An 18,431-nucleotide genomic window follows, 5' to 3' on the forward strand; every position below is an offset into this window, starting at 1 on the left:
GAAAGTACAAAACATAACTTTCATGGTACCATCTCACCAATCAAGGCTATTTTCATCTCCTTCCCACAATCAAAGCCCCTTAAAAAATCATTTCACCTGGTTAATACTGAGCTTATTGTTTACATTATTCTACAGTACTTTAGGATTACAAAAAGCATTTAGCAGCGAATATGTTGTCCAAGATGATGCGAGGGAATATGTATTTTGGATGCAGCGTTTTCTCGATTCCGAATTATTCCCCCAGGATTTAATCGCCAATTACTTCCAATCAATCACACCCTTGGGTTATGCCACACTCTATAAGGTCATCGCAGCCTGGGGAATGTCTCCTCTACTATTCAGTAAAATCTTACCTGTTTTCCTCAGTATTATTATCACCATATATTCCTTTCAATTATCTATCAAAATTTTCCCCATACCTCTAGCTGGATTTCTGAGTACATTATTACTCAACCAAAGTCTGTGGTTTAAATATGATGTCATCTCTGGAACCCCAAGAGCATTTATTTATCCTTTATTCCTAGCATTTATCTACTATCTCTTGCAGCGTTCATGGGTTTATATCGCATTCATTATGCTGATTGCAGGATTATTTTACCCGTTATTATTATTTATTATTTTAGGAACTTTATGCTGGCGATTAGGTAGTAATTATCGTCAGAATTATCGCTTATTGGGATTTTTCTTGATGCTGGGATGCTTAATTTTACTGCCCTATGCTCTCTCAACTTCCGAATTTGCTCCAGTTGTCACCTACACCCAAGCAAAATTGATGCCAGAACATTGGACTGAAGGTAGACATCCTTTTTTTGATAGTAATGCCCTCAAATTTTGGCTTTTTGGGCAACATAGTGGTATTTTTCCCCCCTTGATGCCACCAATTATCTGGCTAGGGCTATTATTACCCTGGATGCGGCAAAAACCATCTCAATTTCCTCTCCTGGCAGCTATCAAACCAGAAACTAAAATTTTATATCAGTTGTTAATAGTATCTCTATTTTTATTTTTAGCCGCCCATATTTTTTTCTTAAAACTATTTTTCCCAACCCGCTATACTATCCACACATTCAGAATTATCATGTCATTATCTGGCGGCATTGTCTTAACTGTTCTGTTAGATAATTTTACTCGTTTTTTTGCCAGGGAGATGAGACGAAGAGGAAAACTTCACAGGTTCTCTATTTTGGGAATTGTTGGCATCTGTTTAATATTTGTGTTGTTTGTCTCTCCCCATCTATTTAAATACTTTCCGAAAACCGATTATCGTAGAGGAGAGAATCCAGAATTATACAAGTTTTTACAGCAACAGCCAAAAGATAGTTTAATTGCTACCCTCGCCGATGAAGCAGATAATCTGCCCACATTTACCCAGAGACCAATTTTAGTAGGGAGGGAATATGCTTTACCATTTCATCTGGGTTATTATTCACAGATTCGTCAACGGGTAATAGATTTAATCAATGCGACATATCATCCAAATTTAACAGTAGTTCAAGATTTTATCCAAAAGTATCAAGTGAAATTTTGGTTGCTCGAAAGTGGAAATTTTCAACCTGAATATTTACAGCAAAAAAGTTGGTTAAAAAGTTTTAACCCTGCCTATGGGGAGGCAATCAAAGGTTTAGAAAAGGGAGAGCAATCAGCATTAGCTAAAGTTGCAGAAAAATGTACCGTGTTCACCAGTGGAAGATTTCGACTAATTGGCACTGCATGTATTCACTCCAGCCAGGAAAAATCATCGAGATAAGGCTTGTATTGCTTAATACTGACAAATATTTGTAACTCAGTGGTAGGAAGTTATGGAGTAATCTATTTATCTTGATGCCATTTTTATGACTCAGGTAAAAGCATTACCGACTCATGCCACATTCATATACACTGAATACACATTCAAAATTAGCGTGCCGTTAGGATAGGCTGCCAGCCCACCTTCGGTGAGCGTAGTTGGTATATTTCTTGAATTGAGAACTGTTTCAGTATAGGTGTCCAGTCTTTTGACTTTTGAACACATTCTTAATGTACACAGTTCACAATGGCTACTAACAAAGTAAAATACTCCTATTTCTAAACAGCTACATCTCACATGAGTCGAATTATTGTTGTTACCTCTGGTAAAGGAGGTGTGGGTAAAACTACGACCTCAGCCAACCTCGGTATGGCTTTAGCAAAAATGGGTCGTCAAGTCGCGTTAGTGGATGCTGACTTTGGTTTGAGAAACCTGGACTTACTTCTGGGGTTAGAAAATCGCATTGTTTACACGGCAATAGAAGTATTGGCGCGGGAGTGTCGTCTAGAACAAGCTCTAGTGAAAGATAAGCGACAACCTAATTTAGTCCTATTACCTGCTGCACAGAATCGTACCAAGGAATCAGTCACCCCCGATCAGATGAAACTGTTGGTGAATGCTTTGGCGCAACGTTATCAATATGTAATTATTGATAGTCCAGCAGGAATTGAAATGGGTTTTAAAAATGCGATCGCCCCCGCGAAGGAAGCATTAATTGTCACCACCCCGGAGATTGCAGCTGTCCGTGATGCCGACCGGGTTGTCGGGTTACTAGAAGCACAGGGAATTAAACGAGTTAATCTGATAATTAACCGTATCCGCCCCGCAATGGTACGAGCAAATGATATGATGTCAACTCAAGATGTTCAGGAACTTCTTGCCGTCCCTCTGATTGGGGTAATTCCCGATGATGAACGTGTGATTGTTTCTACCAATCGCGGAGAGCCTCTAGTGCTATCTGATACTCCTTCTCTGGCGGCTAATGCCTATGAAAATATCGTCCGCAGATTGGAAGGAGAAACTGTAGAATTTCTGGATCTTGATTCGCCCAATGAAAACATCTTCGCCCGCCTCCGAAGATTATTGTGGACGAAAATGTAACTCTTCCCCGCTTTTGCCCACCCAGTCGCAATGATCATTGAACTTATCGAACGACTTTTTTCCCGTAGTGCTGTTACGAGTCGGAACGAGGTAAAACGCCGCCTCCAACTGGTAATAGCCCATGACCGTGCTGATTTAAGCCCTCAAGCCATTGAAAAAATGCGGCAGGAAATCCTTGAAGTAGTCTGCCGCTATGTGGAAATTGAGACTGAGGGCTTGGAATTTTCCCTAGAAAATAGCGATCGCACTACTGCCCTCATTGCTAATCTGCCGATTAAACGCATTAAAGAAGATGATGATACTGACGAAGGTGTGAATTTATCTTCTAATTTTGACGTTTAATTCTGTCAATGGTTTTTCTTAGCATCAAAAGTTACCACGTTTAAAGATAATCATCTGATTGCCCACAACTGGATTACGTGCAATTAATTTATCTGCGATATCAGTAATCTCTAGGTGGGTAAAATCCAATTCTTGAGCACGTCGTAGGATTTTTGCTGCCAACTCATCCTGCTGAGATGGTTTAAATGTATACCAGTCACTACTAATTTTTACCGTGAGACTACTGCCAGCAAAATCAGCCTGAATTGATTTGATTAAACCCGCAACTGGAAACCCATCACTAATTTCGACAATCTGTTTTTCAATGGCAGCAATCAATTTTTGCTCAGGGGTAATCTCAATTTTCTCCTCCTTGGCAATTGGTGCTGGAAGATTATCTCTAGGTGGTTCCTCAGTGATGATTTCTGGTTCGGGAGTATTCGTGATTTCAGGTTGGGGATTATCTCTAGGAGGTTCTTCGGTGATGACTTCTGGTTCTGAGGTAATTTCTGGCTGGGGAGTAATTTCTACCTGCGCTTCTGATGTTGGCTGAATAGTCGTTGCAATTTCAGGGGGAGCGGTAGCAATTTGCGGATTCTTGGGGCTATAAAATACCGTGGCAATAGAGCTAAGCTCTGCCTGGAAGGCGATCGCAACTCCGGCTAAAACTAAGACTAACAATAAACCAATCACCGCAGTATTGAAAATATTGCCTGTTGGAGTAGTTTCATCCTCTAATTGTTGGACAGTGCTTTCTAATACTCCGATAGTTCCCCTCAACAGTCGAATTACTGGAGTCTTCCAAAAAGGTTGGGGTTTTTGGTATGGTGTAGGGCGAACTGTACGGCGAGTACGATTTTGCCGAGGATTAGATGGCGGTAAATTCTGATTGTCTTGAGACATGGAAATAGTTTTTCCTTCCTTCAGCCTTTTTCAGTGGCAAAAGTTAGTTAGGTAAAATAAAATTTATAAAGTTTTACAAAAACTCACCAGTAACCACTCAGTATTATTATTATGACCCTGAACCGTCGGCAATTTATTTCTTTAGCTGGTTTCGGTGCAATCGCTACTGGTTTTACAAGTTGGAAATTTGCTCACTCCCAGGCAAATGCCAAGCCACCCCAGCCCAAAGACTTACTCCTACGCTTTGTATCCGTTGCCGACACGGGAACAGGAGCCAGAGGGCAATATGCTGTAGCTAGAGCCATGACCCGTTACCATCAGCGCCACCCCTACAATCTAGCTATCCTAGCAGGTGATAATATCTATAACAATGGGGAAATTGAAAAAATCAATGCCGTATTTGAGCGCCCCTATGCACCATTATTAAAACAGGGAGTCAAATTTCAAGCTTGTTTAGGCAACCATGATATTCGCACTGATAACGGCGACCCGCAAGTCAAATATGCGGGTTTTAATATGCAAGGACGTTATTACACATTCCGCCGCAATCAAGTCCAGTTTTTTGCCCTCGACACTAATAGTAATGCCGACTGGCAACAGCAATTAATCTGGTTAGAAACAGAATTAAAAAAATCTTCAACTCCTTGGAAAATCGTCTTCGGACATCATCCCATTTACGCATCGGGTGTTTACGGCAGCAATCCAGAGTTTATTAAAATTTTTACCCCCCTATTCCAAAAATATGGAGTTCAGTTATATATTAACGGACACGAACACCACTATGAACGTACCCGCGCCATTAATGGTACTACCTATTTAATCTGTGGAGGTGGTGCTGGAACTCGCCCTGTCAATAAAAATTCTTGGACAGAAATATCTGCTCAAAAATTAAGTTTTGCTGCCTATGAAGTCTATCCGAATAGAATTGAAATCAAGGGTATTGATACTCTGAGCATTATCTTTGATCAAGCGACAATTCCCCTGAAATCACCTACGGTTTAATCACTGTTCATCCCTTCTTTGTATTCCCCATGACGTGAAAAACGTAGGATAAATCCCTTAGACTTTATCCCCCCATTCGGGTAATCCCTTAAGTCTGTCCAAGAATGTATGTATCCCAAACTTTCCATTTCCCTGGCAAATTTGCGGTGGGAACCACGTCCAGGATCGACAATGATAATATCTACATGACTACTAGAATGATGGTTAATAAATGACGATATCAACTCTATATGTTGAGGCTCATATAAAATATCGCTACCTATTATCAGGTCAAACTCCCCTAAATTTTGATTATCTGTGTTCCAATCACCAGCTTGAAAATCTATAGGAGCTAAAGAGTTAAGAATCGTATTTTCTAAAAGGAAAGACTCCGCAAGGGGATGGTAGTCACTAGCAGTAATATCCCCACCGAGCTGTTTGAGCACAATGCTAGGTAAACCAATACCACAACCAATTTCCAAAATTCGTTTGCCTTCCAGTGGTTCCTGGAGCATTATCCTAGCTAAAATTTTACTCATGGGCCATATCTGTCCAAATAAAGACCACATCGCAGACGATATTCCCAAATCTAGAGCTTCCCCGTGGGGATCAGAAAACTGTTGGATATTTAATAAGCTTCTAATTGTGTAATCAACCCCACCAATGCAAATCTTTTCTAGTTTTACTTCGTAGTGATATGTTGAGATGAGGATTACCTCTAATGGTTAGTTCGATCTAACCATACATTCAACTGTGGAAATCAAAAGATTCATGAACATCATTAGCTTCTGCATCTAAGAAGATTACTTATTCTATGTACAATGGCAGCGTAATTTTGTCATATAAATTAGTAAAATTCCCTGTTTCCCTCCTATTCCAGTAAATAAAGATTTTGAATAGCTGTTAGTTTGATTTGGCTCTAACGTTTATAGAAATCAGTCATCCGCTAAAATTAGGGAAAATATTACAAAATGTTAAGGCTATATTCCCATGGGTTGGTTGTTTTCTGCTTTGGTACTTCTTCTAACGGTCTTGCTAGCACTATATTTAATCACTGCTCGTCGTTATCAATCATCTGACTCTGTTGCTAATTCCTACGATCAATGGACAGAAGACGGAATTTTGGAGTTTTATTGGGGTGAGCATATCCACCTCGGTCATTATGGCTTACCACCACAAAAAAAGGATTTTCTAGTCGCTAAATCTGATTTTGTCCACGAAATGGTGCGTTGGGGCGGTTTAGATAAATTACCCCCTGGTACTACCGTCCTAGATGTGGGTTGTGGAATTGGGGGTAGCAGTCGTATCTTGGCAAAGGATTATGGATTCTCGGTGACAGGTGTTACTATTAGTCCCCAACAAGTCAAACGCGCCCAGGAATTAACCCCTGAGGGAGTTGATGCACGGTTTATTGTAGATGATGCTATGGCACTTTCCTTTCCCGATGGCAGTTTTGATGTGGTTTGGTCAATTGAAGCTGGACCCCACATGCCAGATAAAGCTGTTTTTGCAAGGGAGTTAATGAGAGTTCTCAAACCTGGTGGAGTGCTGGTTGTCGCTGACTGGAATCAGAGGGACGATCGCCAAAAACCTCTGAATTTTTGGGAGAAACCTGTCATGCAACAACTACTCGATCAATGGTCTCACCCAGCTTTTTCCAGCATCGAAGGATTTTCTGAGCTTTTACAAGCTACGGGATTTGTTCAAGGTAGCGTCACTACAGATGACTGGTCAAAACAAACACTTCCTTCCTGGCTCGATTCTATTTGGCAGGGAGTGGCTAGACCTTCTGGTTTGGTGCGTTTTGGTCTATCCGGCTTTGTTAAATCCCTGCGAGAAGTACCAACTTTATTGTTGATGCGCTTAGCATTTGGTACAGGTCTTTGCCGTTTTGGGATGTTCCGCGCTCTGCGGTCAAATTCCTTACAAAAAACTACTGAGATGGATGCGCCTCAAATTACCCAAGTTTAATCGCTGGAAAAATAGAGGGGCAATTAGTGAGAGTCAAAAATAATGCTTAATATCGGGTATTCCCTCCGGCACAGCTGGCTGGAGCCGGGGAACCCTGATCAGATTGGCGATCAACTACGCCTCACAAATTGAGATAAAGTCCTCAAGATTACGGGGTTTTCTCTGGTGTCCTTTCATAATAGCGACAAGATTCACAAGGACCTTCAGGATTGACCGCACAGCGAATAATTTCTGAGAGAGCATTATACTGACAACTCGCATCGCCGACTACCCAGCGTCCATGAATAAAACTCTTTTCCTCTGGGCGCTTGGCACACTGCACATATAGGGCAATTTTTTGCAAACGATAACGACCTGATTTTAATTGATATCGATGGCGACGCTCAAGAACAGCGTAGGTTTTCCCCTCTAAATCAAGATAATTTCCTGGTTGTGGTGTCCAATTCAATTGAACACTACCAAGAGACTGGCGGGGATTTGTCAAAATCACCTCAGTTGGTAGAGAATCTGGCTCCATAATTTTCTGTAATACTATTTACATTATTAGGATGTTATCGCACTCCCCTATCTCTTATTCCCCAGAATCAACACAAGTGAGTTTACAAAAATTTTCCTGACAAAACCCCCCATTCTCAGGCTATAATGAATTGGCTGGGTGTTCACCCACTAATAACTGCATCTGCGTTTATCGAAGGTCAGCTTTAAACCTATTGCCCTTGGGCAGCGTCAAAGCCTATCCTAAGGTCACATTTGTTGAACAACAGTTTAAGATTTCACCGGAAATCCCCCTTCTCGTCTATATTGTAAATTTAACCTAGTAGTTAAAACAAACTCAGTTATCATAGTTGTTGGCGCGCAGGTAATTTCTGTATTAAATGTCACTACTTCTTTGATACGTGTTCCCAAAAAAGATTTAGTTGTACATATATGCGTCAATCAAAAGAAAAACATAGTTAATCTAACTATGAAACGGTATAAATAGTGTCACAAGCAAGTTTTACTCGGCATCTACTTTGTGACATAAATGATTCGGTGCAGCTTAATAGCCTTGATTAGTTTCTACATAAATATTGCCAAAATTAAAGTTTTTCAGATTTCTGCTGAAAAATTATTTTCTGCGGCATGGTAATACGCAACTAATCAGTGTGACTTAGTATACCTTGCTCAATAAAAATTCAGGTACTGAGCTCAGGTATTTCGGTGTGGCTAAATCATTTTCCGTTAATTAGCTTTGACCTTTTGCAGCAGGTTTAATCTTATCTAAGAAATAATACTTATTTGAGGAAAATTCATGGAAATTTTAAATACATGACTATCCAAAAAAACTAGTTACCTGCTATAACATATAGATTAGAGCTTTTAATTCTGCTAAATAAGCCCACTCCTCACACAGCAAACGCCCTCTAGAGAGTCCACCAATGCTGAAACACCTTTTGCTGTCTGGATGGTTCCGCGTGCAACCATTCTTCAAGTACGTCGTTCTGATTATGCTGATTGCTCCTTTGGCGACAGCATCGGCAAATTCTGTATCTGTAGAATTATCGGAAGCTGTTGACAGAAATTCTGGGGTAATTTCCCCCAGTAGTTTAGGGACGAACCCCAATAATTCCACCAATCCATCCCAGATTGTTGAAAATCCTTCTGTTGAAAACAGTGTATTAATATCGTCTCACCCTGGGGATCAATCATCAACAGGTGTAAGCTCCTCTTTGACAGAAGATAATTTTCTTGCCGCAGATGTAGCAGATACCAAAGCATTGGCAGCAGTTGAACTAGCTCCCCAAGTGACACCCAAAACAATTGATAGAGGGGTTTCTTCGAGACAAGATTTGGTGCAAAAATTGAGGGCATCGAAGATTCAATCTATAAGTGTAAATAATGGTGTTGTGGCGATTGAATCAGCAAAGGTTTTACCTGGTACAAAAGACTCTCAGTATCAAGAAGTCACCGTGATCGCAGACCCAAATGGGGCACAAATAGCGCAGGAAGACCCTTTAGGTAGTCCCCATCCCATCCCTTGGAAATGGATTATGGCGACCCATGAGGCGATTGGTGCTAAGGGTGGTTCAGGTACACGTTATTACCGCAGCACACCAGTGGTATCACCAGATGGCAAGTATGCGGCATATAGTCGTGTACAGTTAGAAATTAAGCCAGAACTATATAATAGCCGGGTCAGCAGTGTTCTGTTTATCGAAGAGAGAAAAACAGGCAAATTGCAAGTGGTTTCTGCAACTTCTCGGAATATGGACAGTTTAGTTCGGCAGAATATCGCTGAAGATCCTAATGGGGTGGGAACTATCGGGGTGTTGGTTCCTGTAAGTTGGTCACAAAATGGCGATCGCTTCCTTGCACGTAAATTTGAAGCAGTATTCAACACCTCTGATGTTACCGATCATGCAGTGATTTGGGATCAGAAACAAAATCAAGCGAATACAGTCAGTCCCACCCATGGGGAACAGGAACATGAGAAAATTTCTGTTCTGCTTGGTTGGAGCAAAACTCAACCAGGGAATGTGCTTTTCCGTAGTGGGGAAATGGGTGAAGAAAACTGGTCATTACTCGCTGTCAGCGATAATGGTACAACCGTTGCTGCAACTAATGCCGATCAACCTGTGACCTTTGGAGATAAAAATCAGCCACTTTGGGCAGGTCCCCAGGTAGCATCAAGATAAGTGCTGTATGCTGAAAACTAGTCTTCTGGCATTCAGTTTTGTCTCAAAATCTATATGACCTTACCAGCAAAAATCCCACCGTGAAAATGGTGGGATTAGTATTTTAGGGATACATCAACAAAATTAGTAAGTTGGTACGGAAGGATCTACTTCTTGACTCCAAGCATTGATCCCACCCTTGACGTTTGTACCATCAATCCCAGCTTGTTTTAAAATTGCTAACGCCTTAGCAGAACGCCCACCCATCTTACAATGGGCAATTAGACGATGACCGTTGAGAATTTCTTTTACCTGGGTGACACCATCACCGTTTTCAATATCCGGTAAAGGAATCAATACCGAACCAGGTATCTTAGCAATTTCGTATTCGTTAGGATTGCGGACATCTATGAGAACAAAATCATCCGCACCACTATCTAACAACTGTTTTAATTCCACTACAGTCATTTCGGGAATTTCCATCTGCTGTTGTGCCTCCTGTGCTTGAGCTTGGGGTATACCGCAGAATTGTTCATAGTCTATCAGCTTTTCAATTACCGGGCGTACGGGGTTAGGACGCAATTTCAACTCGCGGAATTTCATTTCCAGGGCATTATATAACAGCAAGCGTCCGCTTAATGTATTCCCTTGACCCAAGACAATTTTCACCGCTTCCGTAGCTTGGATGACACCGATAATACCTGGGAGGATACCTAGTACACCGCCCTCAGCACAGGAAGGAACCATTCCTGGTGGTGGTGGTTCGGGATATAAATCACGGTAATTTGGTCCCCCTTCGTAGTTAAATACCGTTGCTTGTCCTTCAAATCGGAAAATCGAACCGTAGACGTTAGGTTTATTTAATAAAACACAAGCGTCATTTGTGAGGTAGCGAGTGGGGAAATTATCCGTTCCATCAATGACGACATCATAAGGTTTAATGATATCTAGGGCATTTTCGGAGCTGATACGAGTTTCGTATAAATCAACCTGACAATAGGGGTTAATTTCCAGAATACGATTTTTCGCTGATACAATTTTCGGTTTACCTACCCAAGATGTACCATGGATAATTTGCCGTTGTAGGTTAGAGGTATCAACAACATCGAAATCAACAATACCGATACGTCCGATACCTGCTGCTGCTAAATACAACAACAGGGGGGAACCGAGTCCACCTGTACCGATACACAATACACTTGCAGCTTTGAGACGCTTTTGCCCTTCAACACCGACTTCTGGCAAAATCAGATGGCGGGAGTAGCGTTCGTAATCATCTTTTGTGAGCTGGATTTCGTCCAGATTGGGATTTAACATAGCAGTTGGATACAGGAGCGCAGCCGGAGAATTGAGAATTAATTTGCGCTAGTGATATAGGGCGATATATGCATAGTTATATGCACAATAGCTTATTAATGGTATCTGAAAATGGTGTCTATTGAAGCAATCTTGTTGTGAGCTTAATGATATTATTTGATGCCCCGATGTAATTCCTCCAACTCCTGCAATGCTTGGAAAGTACCTACAACCCAAGCACGTTCTACCGTTATCGGTATAATTTGCGTAATCTGTATGTCCCCAAAAGTCGGACTAGTATCCGATTTCACGTATTGATGATTTTCTAGTAGGTAGATAGTCAACTTACCACTGTCGTAAATCCATAATTCTGGAACGGCGATCGCCTGATAGGCATCTAGAGTAGTTTTAGATGTGATATCAATTTCAATGGCTAAATCGGGGGAGGATCGTCTGGTTGCAAACGACGATCAATCATACACTGATAATTTTGAATGTAAAAACAAGCATCGGGTTCAATACCAGCAATTCCTGGACGTTTAAACGTAGTAGAACCAAAAGGTTCATATCTCTTACCAATGATTTGTAACAAAATTTTCACAATATCGGCAATAATATCTTTGGGTTTTTCATGTTCAGGTAAAGGAACCATGATTTCTAAAGTACCTTGGTAGTACGCAACCCTTGTAGACCGCTTTTCTCCCAGTTCCTGTAGAATAGACTCAAATTCCTGCCACGTAATATCAGGAATAGTAACTAAGCTCCCAGGAGCTAAACGGATTTGGCTGATAGGTTTGACAACGGATATTGGTGTTGTCATAGGTGGTTTCAAGTATGGGGTAGTTTAACTTGGCAGATCAAGCTGCAATGTTGAGGGGAAATTTCTGTGGCTGACATTATCTGGCTGTTGGTGGTTTATTACCAGCGTTCCTGACATTCACAATCTTACTCAATAAATCAAACCAAAAAGGCGCACCCATGGAAATTGCAATCCCACTGAGAATCCAACCGGGAATCATGGGAATAATTCGCCATACGGGAAAATTACGTTCCTGTTTTTGTGTCCAACCTATCTGTTGCTCTAAATTGGTATCTGTCCAACCAATAGGTAAGGAAATCTGTGTGAGAACCTCATCCGTCTGCACTCTTAAAGCTTCTAAATCTAAAGTGGAATTACTATAATTTCTCAGTAAAATTTCTCCGGCATTCTTAGTGATTGTATCTCGTAATGCCGAATCTTTAGAAAGACGACTTATCATGTGAAAAGCATCAGCATTGGCAGTCACAGCTAAGGCAAAACCGATTAAGATTGCCACACCCTTGGCATTCCGTCTATATACACCAGAAGCGCGTTCCATGGAACTGTCAAAGGTATTTTCAATTTCTCGCCTAAGCAAATTAATCCCATCTTCTGTACTATTAATTTTTACTTGGGCGCGTTGAGCCAAAACAAGCAAATTTTCGGCGACAGAATCAGGTAGGATATCTAGAGCTTGCTGAATTTGCTGATAGGCTTTACTATCTTTTTCTTCTAGGGCTGCGGCAATCTCTTGATAGACAGCACTACTAGTATTCACTGATTGAGCAATTTCCTGTAAATTAGGACGTAATCCACCTAAAGAAATTGCCCTTTCTGTATCATTAAAAATATCTTGTCGAAGAAATTTGATGCGACGCAAAGCTTTACCTACAGACTCTTGTTGCGGCATATTCATTTGAAAAGACTCGATATATCTATCCAATCCTTCTGCCATCCGATCCAAACTTGTCAGCAAATTGGCTTTCTGTTGTTGAAAATTCCAGGTAACTTGTTCAAATTCAGCTTGCAGTTCTGAAAATTCTTGATAAATTTGACTGAAAAAGGGAGCTAATTGCTCATCGGTTTTTGCCTGCTGTTCTAACTGAAAAATTATTTCTTGTAACTCATTCAGTCTTGCAGTTTTGAACTTATCCAACCGATTTTCTGTTAATTTTTGTACCAATGTTGGCAGTTGTAAGGTTTCAATCAATGTAGTAGCAAAAATATCACTTGGGATGTAGGATGGTCCAGAGCGTCTCTGATTTCCAAAAACACTTTCATCGCTGCTAACTCCCGATTGTGATTTTGGCAATAAACTGCGAGAGGCGGAGGCTACTGTCCAAGTCAGCTTGCGTGGTAAATTAACTAAGAAACCTTTTGCTTCCTGATTAATATTTCTAATTAGCGGGCTAGAATAAATGTGATTTGCGAGTTGGACAACTTTTTCCTCCTCACCATTACTGACATTGCCTGCGATGAGATTTTCAATTGATTTCTTCAAGTGAACAGCACGCCATTGGAAAATGGTAGCAATTAGTTCTTGAATTTCTGAAGCCAATAAACTTAGAATGAGATAAATGAAAATTAAACCCAGGCTTAAGTCTAGAATGAAAGGTAAGTTCATGGATGCTCTCCGTAATCACTGGTAATAAATGCAAGGTTTATCGATGAATATATTGCTTTAACTATGTTTTTTTCATCATTTCTTGACGACTTTCAGTATTGTATATATCATCTGCGTCGGTGTAGGCAAATTCAAATTAATCTGAGAGAAAGTGGCAAAAATATTATTATTTATTCGCAAAAATTGAGCTAATTTAAAATCAAGAGCGTCATTAAAACCCTGGTTGTGGCTCCTAGGCAACACGGGAGACTAGAAAACGTCTCTGTGTAAACGAACCAGCTTTAGAAATAATCATCCCAGGATATGCAGGAAGGAAGTATTTGGGGTCGTCTAGAAAAACAGCATCGTCGCACGGTCGATGTGTGGATAGATTGGACATGGGTAATATTACTGCTCTTAGCAGCTGTACTGATTTTTACCATAAATTTAGGAGGGTTACCACTCCGGGATTGGGATGAGGGTACTGTGGCTCAGGTGGCGCGAGAAATTTGGCGTGCCCCGGCTAATTCTATGCCTTGGTTGTATCCAACCTTGGGGGGAGAACCTTACTACAATAAGCCGCCCCTAGTACATTTATTAATTGCTGGGGCATATGCTCTGGGGGGTGTGAACGAATGGACAGCCCGATTACCGGGAGCAATTTTAACTGCTATCTCCGTGCCTTTGCTGTATTTGATTGGGCGAGAAATTTTTCATGTGCGGTATTGTGCGATTTATAGTGCCTTAGTATACCTGACGATGTTGCCTGTGGTACGTCATGGACGCTTGGCGATGTTGGATGGGGCGGTGGTGTGTTTTTTCTTGTTGACTGTATTGTGTTTGTTGCGATCGCGGCGAGATTTACGTTATTGCCTGGGTGTGGGCATTGGTTTGGGGTTAATCGCCCTGACTAAGGGAATTATGGCGATTTTACTGGCTGGAGTCGCTGCGGTATTTATTTTCTGGGATACTCCACGACTACTTACAAGTTGGTATCTCTGGATTGGCTTAGTCTTGGGTACAGTTCCGGCGACTGCTTGGTATGTTTGTCAGTGGTTGCACTACGGTCACAATTTCACCCAGGTGGGAATGATGAATCAATCCCTGGGTCGAATTTGGTCATCGGTGGAAGGAAATTCTGGCGCTCCTTGGTATTATGTGCTGGAAATTCTCAAATACAACCATCCTTGGTTACTATTTTTACCTGTTAGTTTCCGTTTTTGTTGGCAAAATCGTAATCTCAACTGGGCAAAACTCGTACTTGTGTGGAGTTGTTTGTATTTAGTGGTAATTTCTTTGATGGGAACGAAACTACCTTGGTATGTATTCCCCATTTACCCTAGTTTAGCTTTGGTCGTCGGCGCAAAATTGGGGGATATGGAGAACTTTCTCCTACTCAATATTTATCCTCGTTCCTGGGTGATAATACTGGCTTTATTGGGTGTGATTGCCACAGGTGGGAGTATTTATTACGGTTGGGGAACAACAGGCAAACCTGATCTTCAGTTAATTTTGGCTGCGGTGGCGGCAACTATGGCTCTGTCTGCGATTTTAGTAGAACGTGGAGATGGGCAGTTTATTCGAGTTTTATTTTGGGGTAGTTATGTATCCTTGTTATTGTTGATGAAGTCGAATTATTGGGTTTGGGAGTTAGGAGAACGTTATGAGGTGAAACCTGTGGCAGCGATTGTGCAACAAGGGACACCAGTAGGCAGCAAAGTCTATACTTCTAACCCAGAGCATCGTCCTTCCTTAGATTTTTACAGCGATCGCCATGTGATTCCCGCTTCTGTCAACGAACTCAAATATAACTGGCAACTCAATCCCCATCCCTATTTCCTCCTGGATGAATCTGCCCTACACAACCTGGATCTGCCACAAATGCAACTGATTGATCAGGCTGGAAGTTGGACTTTAGTTACCAAAAAACCTCCTAAATCTTCAACTGCTAACAAAGAAGCTTAGGTACTAGTACTGCTGTGGGGAATTCAAAATGCCTCTTGCTCCCTGCACCCTGATTCCGCTTCAGCTTACTTTGCTTTAATTGGTGTCAGGGCAACTCCTTTGTAATAATGTCCAAGAATTTGTAAGTGATTGGCTTTCTGTAGTGCTAGATTATACGCGCCCCATTGACTCATTCCCAAGCCATGACCAAAACCTCTGCCTTGGAGGATAAATCTACCATCAGCAGCGTTGGAGATAGTAAACCGAGTACTTCGTAGTTTGAGGGCGGTGCGTACCTGTTCACCTTTGAGAACTTTTTCGCCCTTATCGCCGATAATGCGTAGGGTTTTGACACTTTTGAAGGGGGAAAGATTTTCAATCACCATTTGTTTGACGTTGCCAACTTCGGGAAATCGGCTGCCAATTTCGGCGGCAGAAAACATCCTTTGCCAGCTACACTCAGGGACATTTTGGTCAAAATCGGGGACGGCACGTAGATACGGTAAAGCATTACCCCATACATCCTCGACATTTTCTGTATGTCCACCAGAACAGGCATGAAATACAGACAGAATCACCCGGTTTTGGTAAGTGAGAACCTGGGATGCAGTTGCGTCTACAGCTGCATAGGTGGTAGGAGATTCACTAGCGACACCTTTATAGATTTGCCAACGATCGGGACTATCTCCAACATCAAAAACAGGATTATTGCGTTGTTCTTCCCGTTTATAAATGGCATAGGTACGAGCGGCGATCGCCTGTGCTTTCAGTGCTTCTTGGGGCCACCTGCTGTTCATTTCCCCACCGAGAACACTATACAAGTATTCTTCTAAGTCTACCCAGTTGACAGCCGTCAAACCCTTTTCTGTGGGGACTACTAGGGTACGTCCACGATACCAGCGATCGCCAATATAAACGAATCCCTTTCCTGTCGGTTCAATCCAAAATAAATTAGAGCGCCATTTATCTAGGGCAACTCCCCCCGGAACAGCTTGAGCATAATAAGCACTCATCCCTGGTAACTGTCCCAATGTCTTACCCGTGCCATCTTTCACGACTGCGGTGGTGGAGCTACCGACTTTTGTTTGGTTCACATCTCTTTCAATTGCCACCCGCAGAATCACAGATGCTTGCGCTGGAGCAGTTAAAGCTATCCACATCAAGATAGCTAACCACCAATGACGTTTTTTTTTCTGAGAGAATACAGGGAATGAGAAAAATGGAAATTTCATACTGTTAATCATCGAGTGCAACTGAATATTGTGTTTGATGCTTTGGCTTTCCCTGATACAACTGAAAAAATACGGATGCTGGCAAATAAGAAGTTGTATGAGTTACAAAATTGACTGAATCAAGGATGAGTTTTCATCAGGAGAATAATCTACTTTTGCAGAATAATTGTCAGCAATATTATCTCCTGTTAGGGAAAAATATCTCTGGGAAAATCGGAGATTTTACAAACTCTTCTTATTCCCGCGACAAACCATATTATATGCATATTTTCTGGTTTCACAAGTACGAAACTCATCGAGGAATAAATCTCTAGAGAAAGTGACTACAGGAATCGGGAATGGGCGATAGAACTCCGTTCCGCTACGCGATCGCCGTGGAAATAAAATGGGACACTAGTACCGCTACGCGGAATTCGTAATTCGTAATTACTTTGCTGCAAGTGTTTCAGACATTTGGAATGGGTGGTTTATTTCAGCCGCCCTGTACTAGTATAAAAATCATCGAAATTGGGAAAAAGTAACATAAAAAACATAGGGGTAAGATTACCTCACCCCCATGCTTTATTTATCAGATAAATTATCAATTAATCAGTCAATGAATTATCACCAACAGGGAAAATATAAATTGATTCAACGTCATAGATAATCAAGAAATTACCAATTACCATCAATAAATTAAACTTTTTCTTTGGCTAATTCATCCAATTGACGGCGTAATGCTTTGGTAGCAATGCCACTTTGAGAAACACCGAGATAAGATTGGAATTTTTTCACTGCTGCTAAGGTTTTGGGACCATAAAAAGGTTGCCCTTGGGGTAAACCAGCTTTAATCACAATATTTAATCCATGTTGTAGAATTCGCATCACTTCTGCTGCTTTCGCCATGGTTTTTGCTCCCACAACTCCATCCGCTTTCAGTTGGTAATCTTGTTGAAATCTCACAATACCTTGAATCATTGCTTCTTCAATCAAGGGAGTATTGTCGTTAGAAACAGGATAACCTAAAGCTGGGTCAGCAAATTGTTTACCAACATATCCTAAACCGTACATAATGGAGCGAAATTGAGCATTAGTGAAAGTTGTCATAGTTTTTTTAACCTGAATAATTAATTTTGACGCTGATGTTGATTTAGTTTTGATTTTTGAGCATCAGTGATTTACACCTATATCTACAAATTCCTATTCTGCTTTTCCTTAAATTTTGTCATCAGATTATATAAGTAATAACTTGCATTTCAATCACAAATACCAATGCTAGATTACCCATATAGGTACTATCTTTTTGCCGACTTTTCAGGTAAAGAGAAGAGAAAGTCAGGTGAGAAAAAGGCTTGTATGATTTCCAACTATGGGATGGCGGTGAAAAAATTCCTATTTTCCCATACTTCCATACTTCACCGTCGTTGGATTTGCTGACGTTCGTACACTAGCTTTAATTCTGCTTGGTGTTGCCAAGCCCACTCAGCCAATGCGGCGATCGGTTCAATTAATTTTTCGCCAAAGGCAGTCAGTGTATATTCGACCTTTGGTGGCACCATGGGATACACAGTTCGTTCCACAACGCCAGCTGACTCTAAACGCCTGAGGGTTTGTGTCAACATTTTCTTGGAAACTCCAGGAATTTGACGTTGAAAATCATTGTATCGTTTGGTACCAGAAGACAGGACATAGAGTACTGACGGTGTCCATTTATCTCCTACTAGGTCGATCATCTGTCGCATCGGACAGTCTGCACTGAGAAGGATTCGCTCGTTTTTGGGAACCATAAGGTAACTATATCACCCAGAAGTTCCTACTTGTGGAGAAGAATCAAAATCAGGCATACTGCTTTACTGTTAAA

Annotated in this window: 15 protein-coding genes and 1 pseudogene; 7 read left to right on the forward strand and 9 right to left on the reverse strand. The window is 41.2% G+C overall.

What is annotated here, in order from left to right; translation table 11 throughout:
• The first annotated feature begins 22 nt into the window (after positions 1–22).
• The 3 genes from IJ00_RS04055 to minE all read left to right on the forward strand — a co-directional run bounded on the left by IJ00_RS04055 (position 23) and on the right by minE (position 3,229).
• Entirely contained in the window at positions 23–1,747 is a 1,725-nt protein-coding gene (locus IJ00_RS04055; RefSeq protein ID WP_035150354.1) for a hypothetical protein, read from the forward strand.
• A gap of 336 nt (positions 1,748–2,083) precedes the next feature.
• Positions 2,084–2,887, forward strand: a complete 804-nt coding sequence (gene minD, locus IJ00_RS04060; protein ID WP_035150358.1) for a septum site-determining protein MinD — start codon at positions 2,084–2,086, stop codon at positions 2,885–2,887.
• A gap of 30 nt (positions 2,888–2,917) precedes the next feature.
• Positions 2,918–3,229, forward strand: a complete 312-nt coding sequence (gene minE / locus IJ00_RS04065; RefSeq protein ID WP_035150360.1) for a cell division topological specificity factor MinE — start codon at positions 2,918–2,920, stop codon at positions 3,227–3,229.
• Positions 3,230–3,253: 24 nt separating this feature from the next.
• On the opposite strand, the gene IJ00_RS04070 is transcribed toward minE, so the two are convergent.
• The gene (locus IJ00_RS04070; RefSeq protein ID WP_035150362.1) at positions 3,254–4,111 is read right to left on the reverse strand and encodes a hypothetical protein; all 858 of its coding nucleotides are present in this window, start codon (positions 4,109–4,111) and stop codon (positions 3,254–3,256) included.
• A gap of 111 nt (positions 4,112–4,222) precedes the next feature.
• On the opposite strand from IJ00_RS04070, the gene IJ00_RS04075 reads away from it, so the two are divergent.
• Entirely contained in the window at positions 4,223–5,113 is an 891-nt protein-coding gene (locus IJ00_RS04075) for a metallophosphoesterase (protein WP_035150365.1), read from the forward strand.
• On the opposite strand, the gene IJ00_RS04080 is transcribed toward IJ00_RS04075, so the two are convergent.
• Positions 5,110–5,661 (reverse strand): methyltransferase, encoded by a 552-nt coding sequence (locus IJ00_RS04080; protein ID WP_256388845.1) that lies wholly within the window; start codon positions 5,659–5,661, stop codon positions 5,110–5,112. The two genes, IJ00_RS04075 and IJ00_RS04080, sit on opposite strands and share 4 nt — an antisense overlap.
• Positions 5,662–6,082: 421 nt before the next feature.
• Here IJ00_RS04080 and IJ00_RS04085 point away from each other — a divergent pair, with 421 nt between their 5' ends.
• Complete coding sequence (locus IJ00_RS04085) at positions 6,083–7,063, forward strand: methyltransferase domain-containing protein (protein ID WP_035150369.1); 981 nt, start codon at positions 6,083–6,085, stop codon at positions 7,061–7,063.
• Positions 7,064–7,211: 148 nt separating this feature from the next.
• On the opposite strand, the gene IJ00_RS04090 is transcribed toward IJ00_RS04085, so the two are convergent.
• On the reverse strand, positions 7,212–7,580 hold the full coding sequence (locus IJ00_RS04090) for a DUF6464 family protein (protein ID WP_035150372.1): 369 nt from the start codon (positions 7,578–7,580) through the stop codon (positions 7,212–7,214).
• 901 nt (positions 7,581–8,481) lie between these two features.
• Here IJ00_RS04090 and IJ00_RS04095 point away from each other — a divergent pair.
• The gene (locus IJ00_RS04095) at positions 8,482–9,738 is read left to right on the forward strand and encodes a hypothetical protein (protein ID WP_082127251.1); all 1,257 of its coding nucleotides are present in this window, start codon (positions 8,482–8,484) and stop codon (positions 9,736–9,738) included.
• A 123-nt stretch (positions 9,739–9,861) separates the two neighbouring features.
• Here IJ00_RS04095 and moeB read toward each other — a convergent pair whose 3' ends face one another.
• From moeB to IJ00_RS04110, 3 genes and pseudogenes are all read right to left on the reverse strand, one after another.
• Entirely contained in the window at positions 9,862–11,034 is a 1,173-nt protein-coding gene (gene moeB / locus IJ00_RS04100; protein ID WP_035150376.1) for a molybdopterin-synthase adenylyltransferase MoeB, read from the reverse strand.
• 152 nt (positions 11,035–11,186) lie between these two features.
• A pseudogene (locus tag IJ00_RS04105) lies at positions 11,187–11,833 on the reverse strand (Uma2 family endonuclease).
• Between the two features lie 76 nt (positions 11,834–11,909).
• The gene (locus tag IJ00_RS04110) at positions 11,910–13,436 is read right to left on the reverse strand and encodes a hypothetical protein (RefSeq protein WP_035150379.1); all 1,527 of its coding nucleotides are present in this window, start codon (positions 13,434–13,436) and stop codon (positions 11,910–11,912) included.
• A 303-nt stretch (positions 13,437–13,739) separates the two neighbouring features.
• Between IJ00_RS04110 and IJ00_RS04115 the strand changes: the two genes are divergently transcribed.
• Complete coding sequence (locus IJ00_RS04115) at positions 13,740–15,380, forward strand: glycosyltransferase family 39 protein (RefSeq protein ID WP_035150381.1); 1,641 nt, start codon at positions 13,740–13,742, stop codon at positions 15,378–15,380.
• A gap of 65 nt (positions 15,381–15,445) precedes the next feature.
• On the opposite strand, the gene IJ00_RS04120 is transcribed toward IJ00_RS04115, so the two are convergent.
• The 3 genes from IJ00_RS04120 to IJ00_RS04130 all read right to left on the reverse strand — a co-directional run bounded on the left by IJ00_RS04120 (position 15,446) and on the right by IJ00_RS04130 (position 18,312).
• Positions 15,446–16,603 (reverse strand): SpoIID/LytB domain-containing protein, encoded by a 1,158-nt coding sequence (locus IJ00_RS04120; RefSeq protein ID WP_144415979.1) that lies wholly within the window; start codon positions 16,601–16,603, stop codon positions 15,446–15,448.
• 663 nt (positions 16,604–17,266) lie between these two features.
• Positions 17,267–17,677, reverse strand: coding sequence for a peptidoglycan-binding protein (locus IJ00_RS04125; RefSeq protein WP_052754377.1), 411 nt, complete (start codon positions 17,675–17,677; stop codon positions 17,267–17,269).
• 308 nt (positions 17,678–17,985) lie between these two features.
• A complete protein-coding gene (locus IJ00_RS04130; RefSeq protein ID WP_238178429.1) occupies positions 17,986–18,312 on the reverse strand; it encodes a helix-turn-helix domain-containing protein in 327 nt (108 codons plus the stop codon).
• Positions 18,313–18,431 lie beyond the last annotated feature (119 nt).

The sequence above is a fragment of the Calothrix sp. 336/3 genome (assembly GCF_000734895.2).
Taxonomy (GTDB): Bacteria; Cyanobacteriota; Cyanobacteriia; order Cyanobacteriales; family Nostocaceae; genus 336-3.

What these genes read in the sequence shown, in the direction of transcription:
- IJ00_RS04055 (WP_035150354.1), top strand. Translation starts at nt 23, where the DNA reads ATGGTACCATCTCACCAATCAAGGCTATTTTCATCTCCTTCCCACAAT.
- minD (WP_035150358.1), top strand. Translation starts at nt 2,084, where the DNA reads ATGAGTCGAATTATTGTTGTTACCTCTGGTAAAGGAGGTGTGGGTAAA.
- minE (WP_035150360.1), top strand. Translation starts at nt 2,918, where the DNA reads ATGATCATTGAACTTATCGAACGACTTTTTTCCCGTAGTGCTGTTACG.
- IJ00_RS04070 (WP_035150362.1), bottom strand. Translation starts at nt 4,111, where the DNA reads ATGTCTCAAGACAATCAGAATTTACCGCCATCTAATCCTCGGCAAAAT.
- IJ00_RS04075 (WP_035150365.1), top strand. Translation starts at nt 4,223, where the DNA reads ATGACCCTGAACCGTCGGCAATTTATTTCTTTAGCTGGTTTCGGTGCA.
- IJ00_RS04080 (WP_256388845.1), bottom strand. Translation starts at nt 5,661, where the DNA reads ATGTGGTCTTTATTTGGACAGATATGGCCCATGAGTAAAATTTTAGCT.
- IJ00_RS04085 (WP_035150369.1), top strand. Translation starts at nt 6,083, where the DNA reads ATGGGTTGGTTGTTTTCTGCTTTGGTACTTCTTCTAACGGTCTTGCTA.
- IJ00_RS04090 (WP_035150372.1), bottom strand. Translation starts at nt 7,580, where the DNA reads ATGGAGCCAGATTCTCTACCAACTGAGGTGATTTTGACAAATCCCCGC.
- IJ00_RS04095 (WP_082127251.1), top strand. Translation starts at nt 8,482, where the DNA reads ATGCTGAAACACCTTTTGCTGTCTGGATGGTTCCGCGTGCAACCATTC.
- moeB (WP_035150376.1), bottom strand. Translation starts at nt 11,034, where the DNA reads ATGTTAAATCCCAATCTGGACGAAATCCAGCTCACAAAAGATGATTAC.
- IJ00_RS04110 (WP_035150379.1), bottom strand. Translation starts at nt 13,436, where the DNA reads ATGAACTTACCTTTCATTCTAGACTTAAGCCTGGGTTTAATTTTCATT.
- IJ00_RS04115 (WP_035150381.1), top strand. Translation starts at nt 13,740, where the DNA reads ATGCAGGAAGGAAGTATTTGGGGTCGTCTAGAAAAACAGCATCGTCGC.
- IJ00_RS04120 (WP_144415979.1), bottom strand. Translation starts at nt 16,603, where the DNA reads ATGATTAACAGTATGAAATTTCCATTTTTCTCATTCCCTGTATTCTCT.
- IJ00_RS04125 (WP_052754377.1), bottom strand. Translation starts at nt 17,677, where the DNA reads ATGACAACTTTCACTAATGCTCAATTTCGCTCCATTATGTACGGTTTA.
- IJ00_RS04130 (WP_238178429.1), bottom strand. Translation starts at nt 18,312, where the DNA reads ATGCGACAGATGATCGACCTAGTAGGAGATAAATGGACACCGTCAGTA.